Origin of the sequence: Solwaraspora sp. WMMD791, from assembly GCF_029581195.1 — a bacterium.
Taxonomy (GTDB): Bacteria; Actinomycetota; Actinomycetes; order Mycobacteriales; family Micromonosporaceae; genus Micromonospora_E.
In genome coordinates this window covers 6,407,242-6,419,938 of record NZ_CP120737.1, presented here as the reverse complement: position 1 = coordinate 6,419,938, position 12,697 = coordinate 6,407,242, and the positions used below count along the sequence as shown (strand labels likewise).

At 70.0% G+C, this 12,697-nt stretch carries 10 protein-coding genes and 1 pseudogene; 4 read left to right on the top strand and 7 right to left on the bottom strand.

What is annotated here, in order from left to right:
* Positions 1-29 precede the first annotated feature (29 nt).
* The gene (locus O7623_RS29005) at positions 30-1,238 is read right to left on the bottom strand and encodes an ABC transporter ATP-binding protein (RefSeq protein ID WP_282226106.1); all 1,209 of its coding nucleotides are present in this window, start codon (positions 1,236-1,238) and stop codon (positions 30-32) included.
* 265 nt (positions 1,239-1,503) lie between these two features.
* Between O7623_RS29005 and O7623_RS29000 the strand changes: the two are divergent.
* The 4 genes and pseudogenes from O7623_RS29000 to O7623_RS28985 all read left to right on the top strand — a co-directional run.
* Positions 1,504-1,941, top strand: a pseudogene (locus O7623_RS29000) (alpha/beta fold hydrolase); the annotation flags it as partial.
* Positions 1,942-2,054: 113 nt separating this feature from the next.
* Positions 2,055-2,345 (top strand): hypothetical protein, encoded by a 291-nt coding sequence (locus O7623_RS28995; RefSeq protein WP_282229709.1) that lies wholly within the window; start codon positions 2,055-2,057, stop codon positions 2,343-2,345.
* A gap of 161 nt (positions 2,346-2,506) precedes the next feature.
* Positions 2,507-3,295, top strand: a complete 789-nt coding sequence (locus O7623_RS28990; RefSeq protein WP_282226105.1) for a helix-turn-helix transcriptional regulator — start codon at positions 2,507-2,509, stop codon at positions 3,293-3,295.
* On the top strand, positions 3,292-3,477 hold the full coding sequence (locus tag O7623_RS28985; protein ID WP_282226104.1) for a DUF397 domain-containing protein: 186 nt from the start codon (positions 3,292-3,294) through the stop codon (positions 3,475-3,477). The genes O7623_RS28990 and O7623_RS28985 overlap by 4 nt, the downstream gene beginning before the upstream one ends.
* An 84-nt stretch (positions 3,478-3,561) precedes the next feature.
* Here O7623_RS28985 and O7623_RS28980 read toward each other — a convergent pair whose 3' ends face one another.
* From O7623_RS28980 to O7623_RS28955, 6 genes are all read right to left on the bottom strand, one after another.
* The gene (locus tag O7623_RS28980) at positions 3,562-5,583 is read right to left on the bottom strand and encodes a cellulase family glycosylhydrolase (protein WP_282226103.1); all 2,022 of its coding nucleotides are present in this window, start codon (positions 5,581-5,583) and stop codon (positions 3,562-3,564) included.
* A 32-nt stretch (positions 5,584-5,615) separates the two neighbouring features.
* Positions 5,616-6,548: an ROK family protein gene (locus tag O7623_RS28975; protein WP_282226102.1), complete on the bottom strand. Its 933-nt coding sequence runs from the start codon at positions 6,546-6,548 to the stop codon at positions 5,616-5,618.
* A complete protein-coding gene (locus O7623_RS28970) occupies positions 6,545-9,085 on the bottom strand; it encodes a glycoside hydrolase family 2 protein (protein ID WP_282226101.1) in 2,541 nt (846 codons plus the stop codon). Before O7623_RS28970 ends, O7623_RS28975 begins: the two co-directional genes overlap by 4 nt.
* A gap of 107 nt (positions 9,086-9,192) precedes the next feature.
* Positions 9,193-10,035: a carbohydrate ABC transporter permease gene (locus O7623_RS28965; RefSeq protein WP_282229634.1), complete on the bottom strand. Its 843-nt coding sequence runs from the start codon at positions 10,033-10,035 to the stop codon at positions 9,193-9,195.
* A 92-nt stretch (positions 10,036-10,127) separates the two neighbouring features.
* Positions 10,128-11,141, bottom strand: coding sequence for a sugar ABC transporter permease (locus tag O7623_RS28960; protein ID WP_282226100.1), 1,014 nt, complete (start codon positions 11,139-11,141; stop codon positions 10,128-10,130).
* A gap of 112 nt (positions 11,142-11,253) precedes the next feature.
* Positions 11,254-12,534: an extracellular solute-binding protein gene (locus O7623_RS28955; RefSeq protein ID WP_282226099.1), complete on the bottom strand. Its 1,281-nt coding sequence runs from the start codon at positions 12,532-12,534 to the stop codon at positions 11,254-11,256.
* Positions 12,535-12,697 lie beyond the last annotated feature (163 nt).

Here is a 12,697-nt window from a genome sequence, read left to right as displayed (position 1 = left end):
GGCGGCGCGTCACTCAGGCGGCGCGTTGCTCAGGCGGCGCTGGCGGCGGGCGCGCGGTGGGGCAGCAGAACGATGTGGTGCGGCTCGATCCGCACGTGGACCCGGGTGCCCGGGGCGGCGCCCGCGCTGCCGCTCACCCGGGCCGTGACCAGGTGGCCGGACTCCAGCTCGACGACCAGTTCGGCGAACGGGCCGAGGAACGAGGTGGACCGGACCACGCCGGCGATGGTCTGTGCCGCCGTCTCCGGGGTCGGTTCCCGCAGTTGCAGGTGCTCCGGGCGTACGGTGAGCATGACCGGCTCGGAGATCCGCGCGGCGTCGTGCGGCTGTCGTGCCACGTGCAGCCGGCCGATCTGGGTCTGCACCAGCCAGTGGTCGTCGTCGGCCTCGACGATGCGGCCGTCGAGGGTCTCGCTCTCGCCGACGAAGTTGGCGGCGAACACGTCGGCGGGGCGTGAGTAGACCCGGGCCGGCGTGCCCTGGTCCTTGATCTCGCCGCTTTCGAGGACCAGGATCCGGTCCGAGACCGCCATCGCCTCCTCCTGGTCGTGGGTGACGTAGAGGACCGTGATCCCGAGCCTTTGCTGCAGGTCGCGGATCTCCTGGCGGACTTCCTTGCGGAGTTTGGCGTCGAGGTTGGACAGCGGTTCGTCGAACAGGATCAGTTCGGAGCGCGACACGAGCGCGCGAGCGACCGCCACCCGCTGCTGTTGCCCACCGCTGAGCTTGGTAGCCGAGCGCCGCGCGGCGTGGGCGAGCCCGAGCTGCTCCAGCACTTCGGTGGTCCGGGCAGTGATCTCGGGCTTGGGCAGTCGGCGGCGCCGTAGCGGGTAGGCGACGTTGTCGAAGACGGACATGTGCGGCCAGATCGCGTACGACTGGAACACCATCCCGATCTGGCGTCGGGCCGGTGTCAGGCGGATGCGGCGCTCGGACGAGTAGACGACCCGACCGCCGATGGATATCTCGCCGGAGGTGGGGGTCTCCAGTCCGGCGACCGAGCGCAGGATCGTGGTCTTGCCACAGCCGCTCGGGCCGAGCAACGTCACGAACTCGCCCCGGGCGATGTCGAAGCTGATCCCCCGGACGGCGTGCACGTCGCCCTCGGGGGTCCGGTACTGCTTGTGCAGGTCGACGATCGACACCATCGGCGCGAGGTCGGGGGCAGCTGGTGCCCCGGCCCCGGCCCCGGCGGTGTCGACCGGTTGGGCGAGGGTCACGCTTGGCATCGCGGTCATCTCACTCCCTTTTCTATAGACTAGAGAAGACCCTAGGGACGGCGTGTTACAGCCAACGAGCCGTGAATGTTGCGATGCGGTTAGCTACCTCTTACAAACCCGCGACAGGCGCAGGCCGCAGGCCTGAACGGCGGCGAGCCCCGCGACCGGCTCGCGGCGGAACAACGAGTGGATCTAGATCATCGCGGCCGGGTGTGTCGTCCCGACCGACGACGGCGAGTTGCCCGGCACTGTCGACCTGCCCGCCGGCCCGGTCCGCGCAGCGGTGGTCGTGGTGCACGGATCGGCGGCCGGTCACCGGTCCTACTTCTGCTACACCCACGTCGGCCGGGTGCTCACCGCACACGGTGTGGCGGTGCTGCGCTACGACCGCCGGGCACCGTTGGAGCCCGGTCGCGACGTACCGCTGCGGTTGCAGGCCGCCGACGCGGCGGCTGCGGCCCGGACGGTGCGCGAGATCGTCGGCGGCGATGCGCGACTCGGTCTGTGGGGGTTGAGCCAGGGTGCCTGGGCTGCGCCGATGGCCGCCGCATACCATCCGGAACTGTTCGCCTTCCAGATCCTGGTGTCCTCGTGCGGGGTGTCACCGGCGGCGCAGATGCGCCACGGCACGGCCGAGCAGCTGCGCCGGCACGGGTACGGCGACACCGAGTTGGCCGGGTTGGCCGAGCTGCGCGCCGGGTGGGAGGCGTACCAGCGGGGGCAGCTGGACCGTCCGACGGCGCAGGCGCTCGTCGACCGGTACGCGGACCGCCCCTGGTTCCCGCTGGCGTACTTCCCCGCGAGTTGCCGGCTGCCGGCGGCGGCTGGCGGGACATGGACCTGGATCCGACCGGGATCTTCGCCGGGGTGCGCTGCCCGACGCTGCTGTTCTACGGCGAGACCGACAGCTGGATGCCGATCGACGACAGCATCGCGGCGTGGCACAGATCGTCGTCGGCGGAGCTGACCGTGCACCGCGTCGCCGGCCACGACCATCTGCTGATGCGCGAAGGCTCCGACGTGGACCCGGCCGTCGGCGACAACCGGGCCGCCGAGGCTGCCATCAGCCAGCAGTACGCCGACCAGATGGCCGCCTGGCTCGACCGCACACTTTTTGATCAATAAGGCGATCTCTGGATCAGAGATTCCACAGTTCCGGAGCAACCAGCGAAGAATCTGCCGACCTCCACCCTGGACTGTGCGGACGTCACGAGAGAGGATGGCCGGAACGCAACACAGTTGTTTCGGGCAGGACGCTGCCCCGAGACGGGCCGGAAGGATCGGTAATGACGAGTAACAATGGCATCCCCCAGGTGCTCAGGTTTCTTCGTTCGCTCAACGGCGGTATGACGCAGGAACAATTGGCCCAGCGGCTCAGCGTCTCGGCGTCCCTGATCGCCAAGTTCGAGACCGGCCGCCAGATACCGATGCCCGACACCGCTGATCACATCGACCGGGTGTTCAGCAGCGCGCCGCTGGTCAAGGAGCTGGCCAACAAGGCCCGCAAGGCCATCCCGCCAGACTGGTTCCAGCCGTTACCCGAGCTGGAGCAGGAGGCGTCGGCGATCCGGCGGTACGAGTGCCAGATCATCCCTGGGCTGCTGCAGACGGAGGCGTACGCCCGCGCCATCCTGCACAGCGGTCTGCTCACACCGGCGAAAGCCGACGATTATCTGAGCATCAGGCTGGCCCGGCAGACCGCCGTGTTCGAGCGCGAGGAGCCACCGGTGTGCCAATTCATCATCGATGAGGACGGGCTCCGCCGAGGGGACCCAGTGATCATGAAGGAGCAGCTGGAGCACATCGCCGAAATGAGCACCCGGTCCCGGGTCCTGGTGCAGGTGACGCCAGTATCAGCAGGTTGGCATCCCGGGCAGAACGGGCCGTTCATGCTCGCCAGCATGGCTGAGACCGGCGGCAACGTCGGATACGTCGACGACCAGTTGGAGGGCCGCGTGGTGACCGACCCGAAGCGGGTTGCCGCGCTGGAACAGGCCTGGCAGGCTCTGAGCGGTGTGGCGTTGCCGCGCGCCCAGTCGCGGGACATGATCTTGAAGTTGGTGAAGGAACTATGACCGAGCCGATGTGGCGCAAGTCCAGCCGCAGCAACAGCAACGGAAGCGACTGCGTCGAGGTGGCGGACAACCTCCCCGGTCGCGTCCTGGTCCGGGACAGCAAGGACCAGACCGGACCGGCGCTGACCTTCGACCCGACTGCCTGGCGCTCCTTCGTCACCGGAGCAGCCACGCTGCGCTGACCCACCGATCAGCAAGCGACCGACGTGACGAACCCTGGCCCCGAGTTGTTCGGGGCCAGGGTTCGCGCGTTCGGAGCGATCTGACTACTCGACCCGGATGTTGTCCAGGTGCACGCTGCCGGGGTTGACGTAGACGTAGAACTCGCGCACGTCGGCGAGCGCCGCCGCGTCACACGACATCTCGGTCAGCAGGTCGATCTCGGCGGTGCCGGTCCAACCCTGGTTCAGCCAGGTGAACGTCGACTGGCACCAGGTGTAGCCCGGCCCGGTCTGCACGGCGATCGCCGCGTTGGTTCCCACCGACGGGTCGGTACGCAGGTCGTACTTCAGGGTGACCCGGCCGGACAGGTCCACCGGCTCGGCGAACGACGCGCCGAACCAGCCGCCGGTGACCGAGTCGACCCGCAACCCGTACGCCCCGTCGGTGGCGAACGCGTCCGACTGCGCCACGGTGCCGACACCCGGCTCCCACGACGGCGGCCCCCACCCGTCGGTGCCGGTCTCGAACGAGAACAGCGTCTGCACCCCGGCCGGGTCCGGCTTGACGGTCACCACCAGGTCGGCGACGTTCGACGTACGCCAGGCGCGGTCGCGCACCGTGTAGTGGGCGGTGGCCCGGCCGGCGAAGCCGTCCGCCGGGGTGAAGGTGACGACCCCGTCGTCGCCGAGGGCGAACTCACCGCCGTCGACGCCGACCCGGCGCTGCTGGCCGCGTACCGTCGGATCGAGGTCGATGGTGGCGGCGCGCACCGTACCCCGGTGGGCGATGTCGTTGGCCGCCGGCCGCAGCGTCGCGACCTGGCCGAACTCGACGGTGGCCGTGTCGTGGTCGGCGACCGGCGGCCACGGCCGCTTGTCGCCCCGCACCGCCGCTCCCGCGTTCGACAGCGTGGTGCAGACCGGGCTCGGGCAGTAGACGGTGTATCCGTCGTAGTCCGGGTAAAGGCTGCCGTCGTCCTGCACGCCGGAGAGGATCCAGTAGAGGAACCCGGCGGTGCCGCCGGCGATCGCGGTGTCGGTCCACTGCCGGTAGACGACGTTGCGGGTCGACTTGTCGTGGATCCCGAACTCGCCGAGCATCACCGGCTTGCCGGCCTTCCTGGCGGCCTTGGCGTGCCGGGCGATCCACTCGTTGCCCCAGGCGGCGTCCTTGCCCCAGTGGTCCGGGTAGAGGTGGTACGAGATCACGTCGATCGCCGGCAGCCTGCTCAGCGCGACGCTGTCGACGCCTTCGCCGCAGTTGGTGGTCCAGTCACCGCTGGTCGGGTCGTCACAGAAGAAGCCCTCGTCACCGACGCTGACCAACTGCCGGGGCGCGTTCGCCGTGACGTGCCGGCTCATCTCGTCGGCCCACGCGGTCAGCGTCTCGGTGGTGCAGTCCGGTGACGCCGGATACACCCCGGAGCCCTTGCAGCGGGGTTCGTTGCCCAACTCCCAGGTCATCACCGTCGGATCGTCGCGGTACTTGACCCCGGTGATGGTGTTGGTGCGGTTGAGCACGTGACTGATCCAGTCTTTGTACCAGCCACGGATCACCGGGTCGGTGTAGAAGTCGTCGTGGTACTGCCCGCCGCGCCACCGCACGTACTGGTCCATGCCGCCGAAGTCGCGCCAGTTGTTGGTCAGCGGGATCACCAGTTTGATGCCGGCTTCGCGGGCGGCGGCCAGGACGTGGTCGAGGCGTTCCAGACCGTCCGGGCCGTCGTGGTACGCCGGCCGGTCGCCGTCGAAGTACTGGAAGTAGACGCCGTCGGCGGGGCCGGCGACCGAGTTCGAGCCGTCGGCGTTGCCGATGTCGAGAAATCCCCAGGTACGCAGCACGGTGAACCCGGCAGACTTCGCGTCGTCGAAGACGTCGTCGACCATCGTCGGCGACTTGTACATCAGGTAGTAGTTGTTGCTGCCGGCGAACCGGAACTTCCTGCCGTCGAGTTTGAGGTCGTCGCCGTGCCGGGTGACGAATCCGGCGGTCGGCGTACCGGGCGTACCGGGATGGCCGGGATGGCCGGGGTGATGGGCCGGCGGTGCGGCCTGGGCCGGGACTGCCGCTACGGTGAGCAGCAGTCCGGCCAGGGCCAGCAGCAGGCCGGCGGAGCGTGGGCGCATCGGGGGTCTCCTTGACCGTGGAGCGGTGGAGGTCACTGGCGCGCGGCGGCCTCCAGGGCGAGTGCGGCGGCACCGAGCAGTCCTGCGTCGTTGCCGAGACTGCTGGTGTGGATCCGGACCCGACGGACGAAGTCGAGGCCCGCCAGCTCCGCGGCGGCCGCGCGCAGCGGAGCGAAGAGCACGTCACCGGCGGCGGCGACCCCGCCGCCGATGACGACGTCGTCGAGGTCGATCAGCGCGGTGGCGGAGACCACCGCGGCGGCCAGGGCGGTCGCGCCGCGTGTGAAGGCGGCGGCGGCGACCGGTACGCCGGCCCGCGCGTCGGCAGCGAGGGTACGGGCGTCGCCCGGGCGCTGCCCCGGCGTCCAGCCCTGCTCGACGGCCCACCGGACCATCGCCGGACCGCTGGCGATCGCCTCGACGCAGCCGCGCCCGCCACACGGGCAGGGCGGGCCGGTCATGTCGACGACGATGTGTCCGATGTGGCCGGCGTTGCCGCTGCTGCCCGGGTGGATCCGGCCGTCGATGACCAGTCCGCCGCCGACGCCGGTGGAGACGACCATGCCGAGCAGGGCCCGACCGGGGTAGCCGCCGCGCCAGTGTTCGCCGAGGGCCATGCAGTGCCCGTCACCGGCGAGCACCGCCGGGCGGCCGGGCAGCACCGACCGCAGCGAGTCGAGGATGCCGAAGTCGCGCCAGGCGACGATGTTGACCGGGCTGACCGTGCCGGCCGCCGGGTCGAGCGGGCCGGCCGAGCCGACCCCCAGCCCGGCCAGTGTGGCCGGGTCCCGGCCGTCGACGACCTGGTGGACCACCCGGTGCAGGGCGGCGGTGACGGTCGCGGCGTCCGCGCCGGCCGGGGTCGGCACGGCGCCACGGACGGCGATGCGGCCGTCGGGTTCGACGACGGCGGCGGCCAGTTTGGTGCCGCCGACGTCGACCGCCAGTACGGCGCCGCCGCTCACGCGTCGACCGCCGCGCCGGAGCCGGCCGCGATGTCGGAGCCCGCCGCGACGCCGGAGCCCGCCGCGATGTCGGAGCCGGCCGTGATGTCGTTGACGCAGCGCAGCACCGGGCGGCGGGTCAGCGCCGTCGGGTCCAGGTCGACGCCGGTACGGACCACGAACCGGGCCGACTCGCCGGGCAGCAGCGTGACCATCGCCTGGTCCACCTCGGCCGCCGGGTCGAGCCGGTCCGCGTACAGGGTCAGGTCGCGCAGGATCGTCCGGGCGGTGACGGTCACCCGCAGCCCGCCGTCGGTCGGCTCGACCGTCGCGTCGTACCCGGCCGCCGGGTAGTCGACCTCCCGGTCCTCGGCGAAGAACCACCAGGCCCGCTGGTCGCCGGCGGCGGCGAGCAGCAGTTCGCGGCGCGGGTCGCCGCTGGCGGCCAGCCCGGTGTCCAGCGGTACGGTGACCGCCGCGTGCGCCGGCACCGTCAGCTCGTGTCCGACCTTGGCCAGTGGTTCGCCGGCCAGGGTGAGCCGGGTGACGTCGACGGTCGGCCGCCACTGCGTACCGGTGTCGTTGACCGCGACCAGGGCTAGTCCGTCGTCGCGCGGTTCGATGGTGAGCAGCCGGTCGGCGTAGCTGTGGCGCAGCGCGTACCACAGGGGTTTGCGGCGTCCGTCGCCGTCGATCGCTGCCCACGAGGTGACCGGCCAGCAGTCGTTGAGCTGCCACAGGATGGTGCCCATGCAGACGCCCCGGTGGGACCGGAAGTGCGCCACACCGACGGCGATCGCGCGGGCCTGGTTGAGCTGGGTCAGGTAGTGCCAGTCGTCGAAGTCACGCGGGGCGGGCAGGTGTGCGTCCAGGCCACGTTGCAGTTTCAGGTCGCCGTCGGTCGCCTTCTGGTGGTGGGCCATGCCGGGCGAGTCGGGAGCGAGCGGATCGTCGCTGATCGCGCGGCGCAGCGTGGCGTACGCCGGTGGACCCTGGTAGCCGAACTCGGCGAGGAACCGGGGCACGTACTGCCGGTACTTCAGGTAGTCGTCGGTGTTCCACACGTCCCAGATGTGCATGGTGCCGTGCGCCGGGTCGTTGGGGTGCAGGTCGTCGCGGCCCGAGTACGGGCTGCCCGGCCAGTACGGGCGGGTCGGGTCCAGCTCGGCGACGATGCCGGGCAGCACGTCGAGGTAGTAGCCGAGCCCCCAGGTCCGGCCGTCGAGGACCTCCTGCCAGCCCCAGTCGTGCCAGCCCCAGATGTTCTCGTTGTTGCCGGTCCACAGCACCAGGCTGGGGTGCGGGGTGAGCCGGGCGACCTGGTAGCGGGCCTCGGCGTCGACCTCGCCGGCCAGCGGCTCCTCCTCGGGGTACGCGGCGCAGGCGAACAGGAAGTCCTGCCCGACCAGCAGCCCCCGCTCGTCGGCGAGATCGTAGAAGTCCTCCGACTCGTAGCGCCCGCCGCCCCAGATTCGCAGGAAGTTGACGCCGGCGTCGGCCGCCTGACCGAGCCGGTGGGCGTAGCGGGCCCGGTCGACCCGGGTCGGGAACGCGTCGTCGGGGATCCAGTTGACGCCCCGGACGAAGACCGGCACCTCGTTGACGACCAGGGTGAAGGCGGTGCCGTCGCGGTCGGCGCTGGTATCCAGGCGGACCGACCGGAACCCGATCCGCCGCGCCCAGGTGTCGAGTCTGGCACCGTCGGCCCGGTGCAGGGTGACGTCGAGGGTGTGGCGGGCGGGTTCGCCGTACCCCCGGGGCCACCACAGCGCGGGGTCGGCAACGGTGAGGGTCACGACGGCAGCGCGCTGCCCGGCGGGGACGACCGCCTCGGCGCGGACGCCGGCGACGGCGGCGACCACGGTGAGCGGCCCGTCGTGGTCGTCGGCGCGGTCGACGTCGACGTGCACCTCGACCCGGCCGGTGGCGGCACCGGCGGTGTGGTCCACGGTGACCAGCGGCCGGACGGTGGCCAACCGGGCGTCGGTCCAGGTGTGCAGGCCGATCTCCTGCCAGATGCCGGCGGTCACCAGGTTCGGGCCCCAGTCCCAGCCGAAGTTGCAGGCCATCTTGCGGATGAAGTTGAACGGCTCCGGGTACGCGTTGGGCAGCTCGCCGAGCTGGTCCCGTACCGCCTCGGCGTGCCGGTACGCGGAGTCGAACCGCACCTGCAGGGTGTTGCGCCCGGTGTGCAGGGCCGTCCGGGCGTCGAACCGGTAGCCACGGTGCATGTTCGCGGTGCGGCCGACCTCGACGCCGTTGAGGGTGAGCGTGGCGACGGTGTCCAGGCCGGCACAGACCAGGTCGACCCGGGCGTCGTCCGGGTCCGCCCAGTCGAAGGTGGTCTCGTAGATCCAGTCGGTCCGGCCGATCCAGCTCAGCCGGGTCTCGTTGTCGTCGAGGTACGGGTCGGGGATGAGTCCGGCGGCGAGCAGATCGGTGTGGACGCAGCCGGGTACGGTCGCGCCGACGGGCCGGTCAGCGATGCCGTCGGGTACGTCGAACCCGTCAGCGGGTCGCACGGTCCAGCCCTCGTGGAGCGGTCGTACGGTGTTCATCTGGTTCCTCGCTCGTGCTCGATGTGCCGGGTCGGGTGCCGCGGTCGCCGCAGCGGGGGGTGTGGACGGCGGGCCACGGCCGTCCACACCCCCACGTCGGCACCGGGTCAGTTCTTGACTGCGCCTTCCATGATTCCCCGGACGATCTGGCGACCGCCGATGAAGAGCATGATCAGCAGCGGGATGGTCGCGACGAACGCACCGGCGAGCACCCGCCGGTACAGCACGTAGTTGCCGCTGGCCAGGTCGGACAGGGCCACCATCGACGTCGGGTAGTAGGTGCCGCCGAGGGTGATCAGCGGCCACTGGAAGTCGTTCCAGGTGGCCACGAAGGTGAGCAGGCCGAGGACGGCCATCGCCGGGCGTACCGCGGGCAGCACCACGCTCCAGTAGATCCGCATCGTGGTGGCACCGTCGATGCGGCCGGCTTCGATCAGCTCGTCCGGCACGGCTTCGAGGATGAACTGCCGCATGTAGAACACACCGAACGCGGTGACCAGGCCGGGCACGATGACCGCGATCAGCTGACCGTTCCAGCCGAGCTCGCCCATCAGGATGTAGAGCGCGACCACGCCGAGCTGGTTGGGCACGGTCAGGGTGAGCACCACGATCACCATCAGCACGTTGCGGCCCTTGAAGCGCAGCTTGGCGAAGGCGAAGCCGGCCAGGGAGCAGAAGAACAGCACCGAGAACGTCACGACCGACGAGACGATGAAGCTGTTCACCAACGACTGGGCGAAGTAGACGTCCTCGAGGGTGAAGACCTCGTTGAGGTTGGTGAGCAGCTGCCCGCCGGGCAGCATCTGCGGTGGGATCTTCGCCAGGTCGGCGTCGGTGCCGGTGGCGATGACCAGCATCCAGTAGAGCGGGAACGCCGAGAAGAGGATGACCAGGCTGAGGAACAGGTAGTTCCAGAAGCTGCCCGGCGTACTGGCCGGGGCCCGGCCCATCAACGCGGCGTTGCGCCGCCGCCGGTTCGGCGGTTTGCCGCCGCCGGTGGCACCGGTGCGTTCGGCGGGTGGGCGGGGTGCGGTGTCGACGCTCACTTGCGACCCCCTCCCAGGCGGTTGGCGACCAGCGCGTTGACGACCGCGATGATCACGATGATCAGGAACAGCGCCCAGGACATCGCGGCGGCGTACCCGAGGTTGAGGTCCTTCCAGCCGACCTTGTAGATCAGCTGGGCGATGGTCTGGAACTGGCCGTTGGATCCGCCGGTGGCCGCCTGCGAGTTCTGCTCGAACAGCATCGGCTCGGTGAACAGCTGCAGACCGCCGATGGTCGACAGGATCACGGTGAAGACCACCACCGGCCGGATCATCGGTACGGTGATCTGCCAGAGCTGACGCCACGGGCCGGCTCCGTCGACGGCCGCGGCCTCGTAGATGTCGCGGGGGATCGACTGCATCGCGGCCAGGTAGATCAGCGCGTTGTAGCCGATCCACTTCCAGTTGACCATCGTGGCGATCGCGACCCAGGAGGCGGTCTTGGTGGAGCGCCAGTCGATCGGCGCCTCGCCGCGCAGTCCGAGCACGTCCAACGCCCAGTTGGCGATGCCGAAGTCACGGGCGAAGAAGACCGCGAACAGCAGGGTCGACGCGGTGATCGGGGTGATGTACGGCAGCAGGATGCCGACCCGGAACCAGGTCTGGGCGCGCAGTTTGCGGTTCAGCAACGACGCGATGATCAGGGCCAGGAACAGCTGCGGCACGGTGGAGAGGATGAAGATGCCGAACGTGTTGTACAGCGCGTTCCAGAACCGGTCGTCGCCGAGCAGCCGCTCGAAGTTCGCCAGTCCGGCCCAGCCGGTCAGCTCGGCGTTGTCGAGTCGCCAGTGCCGCAGCGCCACCACGCCGTTGAAGATGATCGGGAAGAGCCCGAAGACGACGAAGAGAAGGAAGAACGGGGAGATCAGGATGTAGGGCATGTACCGCATGTCGAAGCGGTGCATGCGGTTGCGCCAGGTCGGATTGGCCCGCGGATCGGGGTCGGCCGCACGGGTGTGCGCCCCGGCGCGGTTGCGCGGCGACGGCGGTGCGGCGCGCGTTGCGGACATGGTTGCCTCCAGGGGTAGCCGTGCGGCGGCCGGCCATGTGGCGGGGGGTGGACGGTGCGTCCGGTCCGGACGTCGCCCACCCCGGCCACGCGGTACGCGGCCCGCGATGTGGTTACGCGTTGGCCGCCTTCTCGGCTTCTGCGAGGGCTTCGGTCCATGCCTCGGCGGGCTTGCCTTCGAGGTCACCGCTCTGCAGGCGGTTGAGTACGTTTTCCACCGCGACCCGGACCGGGCCGTTCTTGCGGCCGAGGTACTGCGGGGTGAGGTTCGCTGCGGTGTCGGAGAAGATCTGGCCGACCGGGGCGTCGCTGAAGAACGGGTTGGAGAACTCGACGATCGCCGGGTCCTCGTAGAGCGCCGGCTGCGACGGCAGGTTGCCGACCTTCTTGAAGATCTCGATCTGCTGCTCCGGCTGGATCAGCCACTCGAGGAACTTGTACGCCTCGTCGACGTTCTTGCCCTGCGCCGGAATGGTCAGGAACGAGCCGCCCCAGTTGCCACCACCGCCGGGGATGGCGGCGACGTCCCATTTGCCGGCGGTGTCCGGCGCGGTGTTCTGGATGTGCCCCATCATCCAGGCCGGGCAGGCCAGTACGGCGAAGTCGCCGTTGACGAAGCCGTTGTTCCACTCCGGGGAGAAGGCCGCGAGGTTGGCGGAGAGCCCGGCGGCGACGACGGCGGCGGCGGTGTCGAAGGCGACCTTCGGGCCGCCCTCCATGGCCAGGTTGTCGCTGGTGTCGAAGAGTCCGACCGGCTGCTGGCCGAGCACCGGGTTGAAGATGTTGGTGGCCGAGTCGACGAACTTCTTGCCGCTGGCGGCGACGTAGTCCTCGCCGGTGGCGATGAAGGAATCCCAGTCCGGCCAGAGCGCGGAGACCTGCTCGCGGTCGGTGGGCAGGCCGGCGGCCTCGAACAGGTCGGTGCGGTAGCACATGGCCAGCCCGCCGACGTCGGTGCCGAGGCCGATCTGGGTGGATCCATCGACGGAGAGCGTCTGGCGCCACTTCCACTCGAGGTAGCGGTCCTCGTACTGGCCCGCACCCTTGTCCAGCAGGTTGACGAACTTGTCGGCCTGCTCACGGAACTGCACGACGAAGCCCTCGTCGATGGCGGCGATGTCGGCGGCACCGGAGCCGGCGATCAGCTTCTTCTGCAGGTCCTCGTGCTGGGCGTTGTACTCGCCCGCGTTGAGGTTGATCCGGACGTTCGGGTTGTCGGCTTCGTACTGGGCCTTGAGGTCGCCCAGGCCGAAGTCGCCCCAGAACGCGATGGTCAGGGTGGTCTTGCCGTCGTCGCCGCCACCACCGGGTTCACCACTGCAGCCGGCGAGCAGGAGCGCGCCGGCGGCCCCGACGGCCGCCGTCCGCACCCAAGGGGTCCAACGCCGTTCCATGCCATCCTCCGAAGATTGGAAACGCTCCCAACATTGAGGAACGTTGACTGAACCGGATAAGTGAGGCCACGGTACGAGCGCGCTTCGCGACTGTCAATGGCGTGTTAACCCCGTGGCCAACCCGTAATCTTCGTGATGTGGATCACCTGCAGGATCGGGTGTG

Coding starts and splice junctions, on each gene's coding strand:
- O7623_RS29005 (WP_282226106.1), bottom strand. CDS start 1,238: ATGACCGCGATGCCAAGCGTGACCCTCGCCCAACCGGTCGACACCGCC.
- O7623_RS28995 (WP_282229709.1), top strand. CDS start 2,055: ATGGACCTGGATCCGACCGGGATCTTCGCCGGGGTGCGCTGCCCGACG.
- O7623_RS28990 (WP_282226105.1), top strand. CDS start 2,507: ATGACGAGTAACAATGGCATCCCCCAGGTGCTCAGGTTTCTTCGTTCG.
- O7623_RS28985 (WP_282226104.1), top strand. CDS start 3,292: ATGACCGAGCCGATGTGGCGCAAGTCCAGCCGCAGCAACAGCAACGGA.
- O7623_RS28980 (WP_282226103.1), bottom strand. CDS start 5,583: ATGCGCCCACGCTCCGCCGGCCTGCTGCTGGCCCTGGCCGGACTGCTG.
- O7623_RS28970 (WP_282226101.1), bottom strand. CDS start 9,085: ATGAACACCGTACGACCGCTCCACGAGGGCTGGACCGTGCGACCCGCT.
- O7623_RS28965 (WP_282229634.1), bottom strand. CDS start 10,035: ATGGGCCGGGCCCCGGCCAGTACGCCGGGCAGCTTCTGGAACTACCTG.
- O7623_RS28960 (WP_282226100.1), bottom strand. CDS start 11,141: ATGTCCGCAACGCGCGCCGCACCGCCGTCGCCGCGCAACCGCGCCGGG.
- O7623_RS28955 (WP_282226099.1), bottom strand. CDS start 12,534: ATGGAACGGCGTTGGACCCCTTGGGTGCGGACGGCGGCCGTCGGGGCC.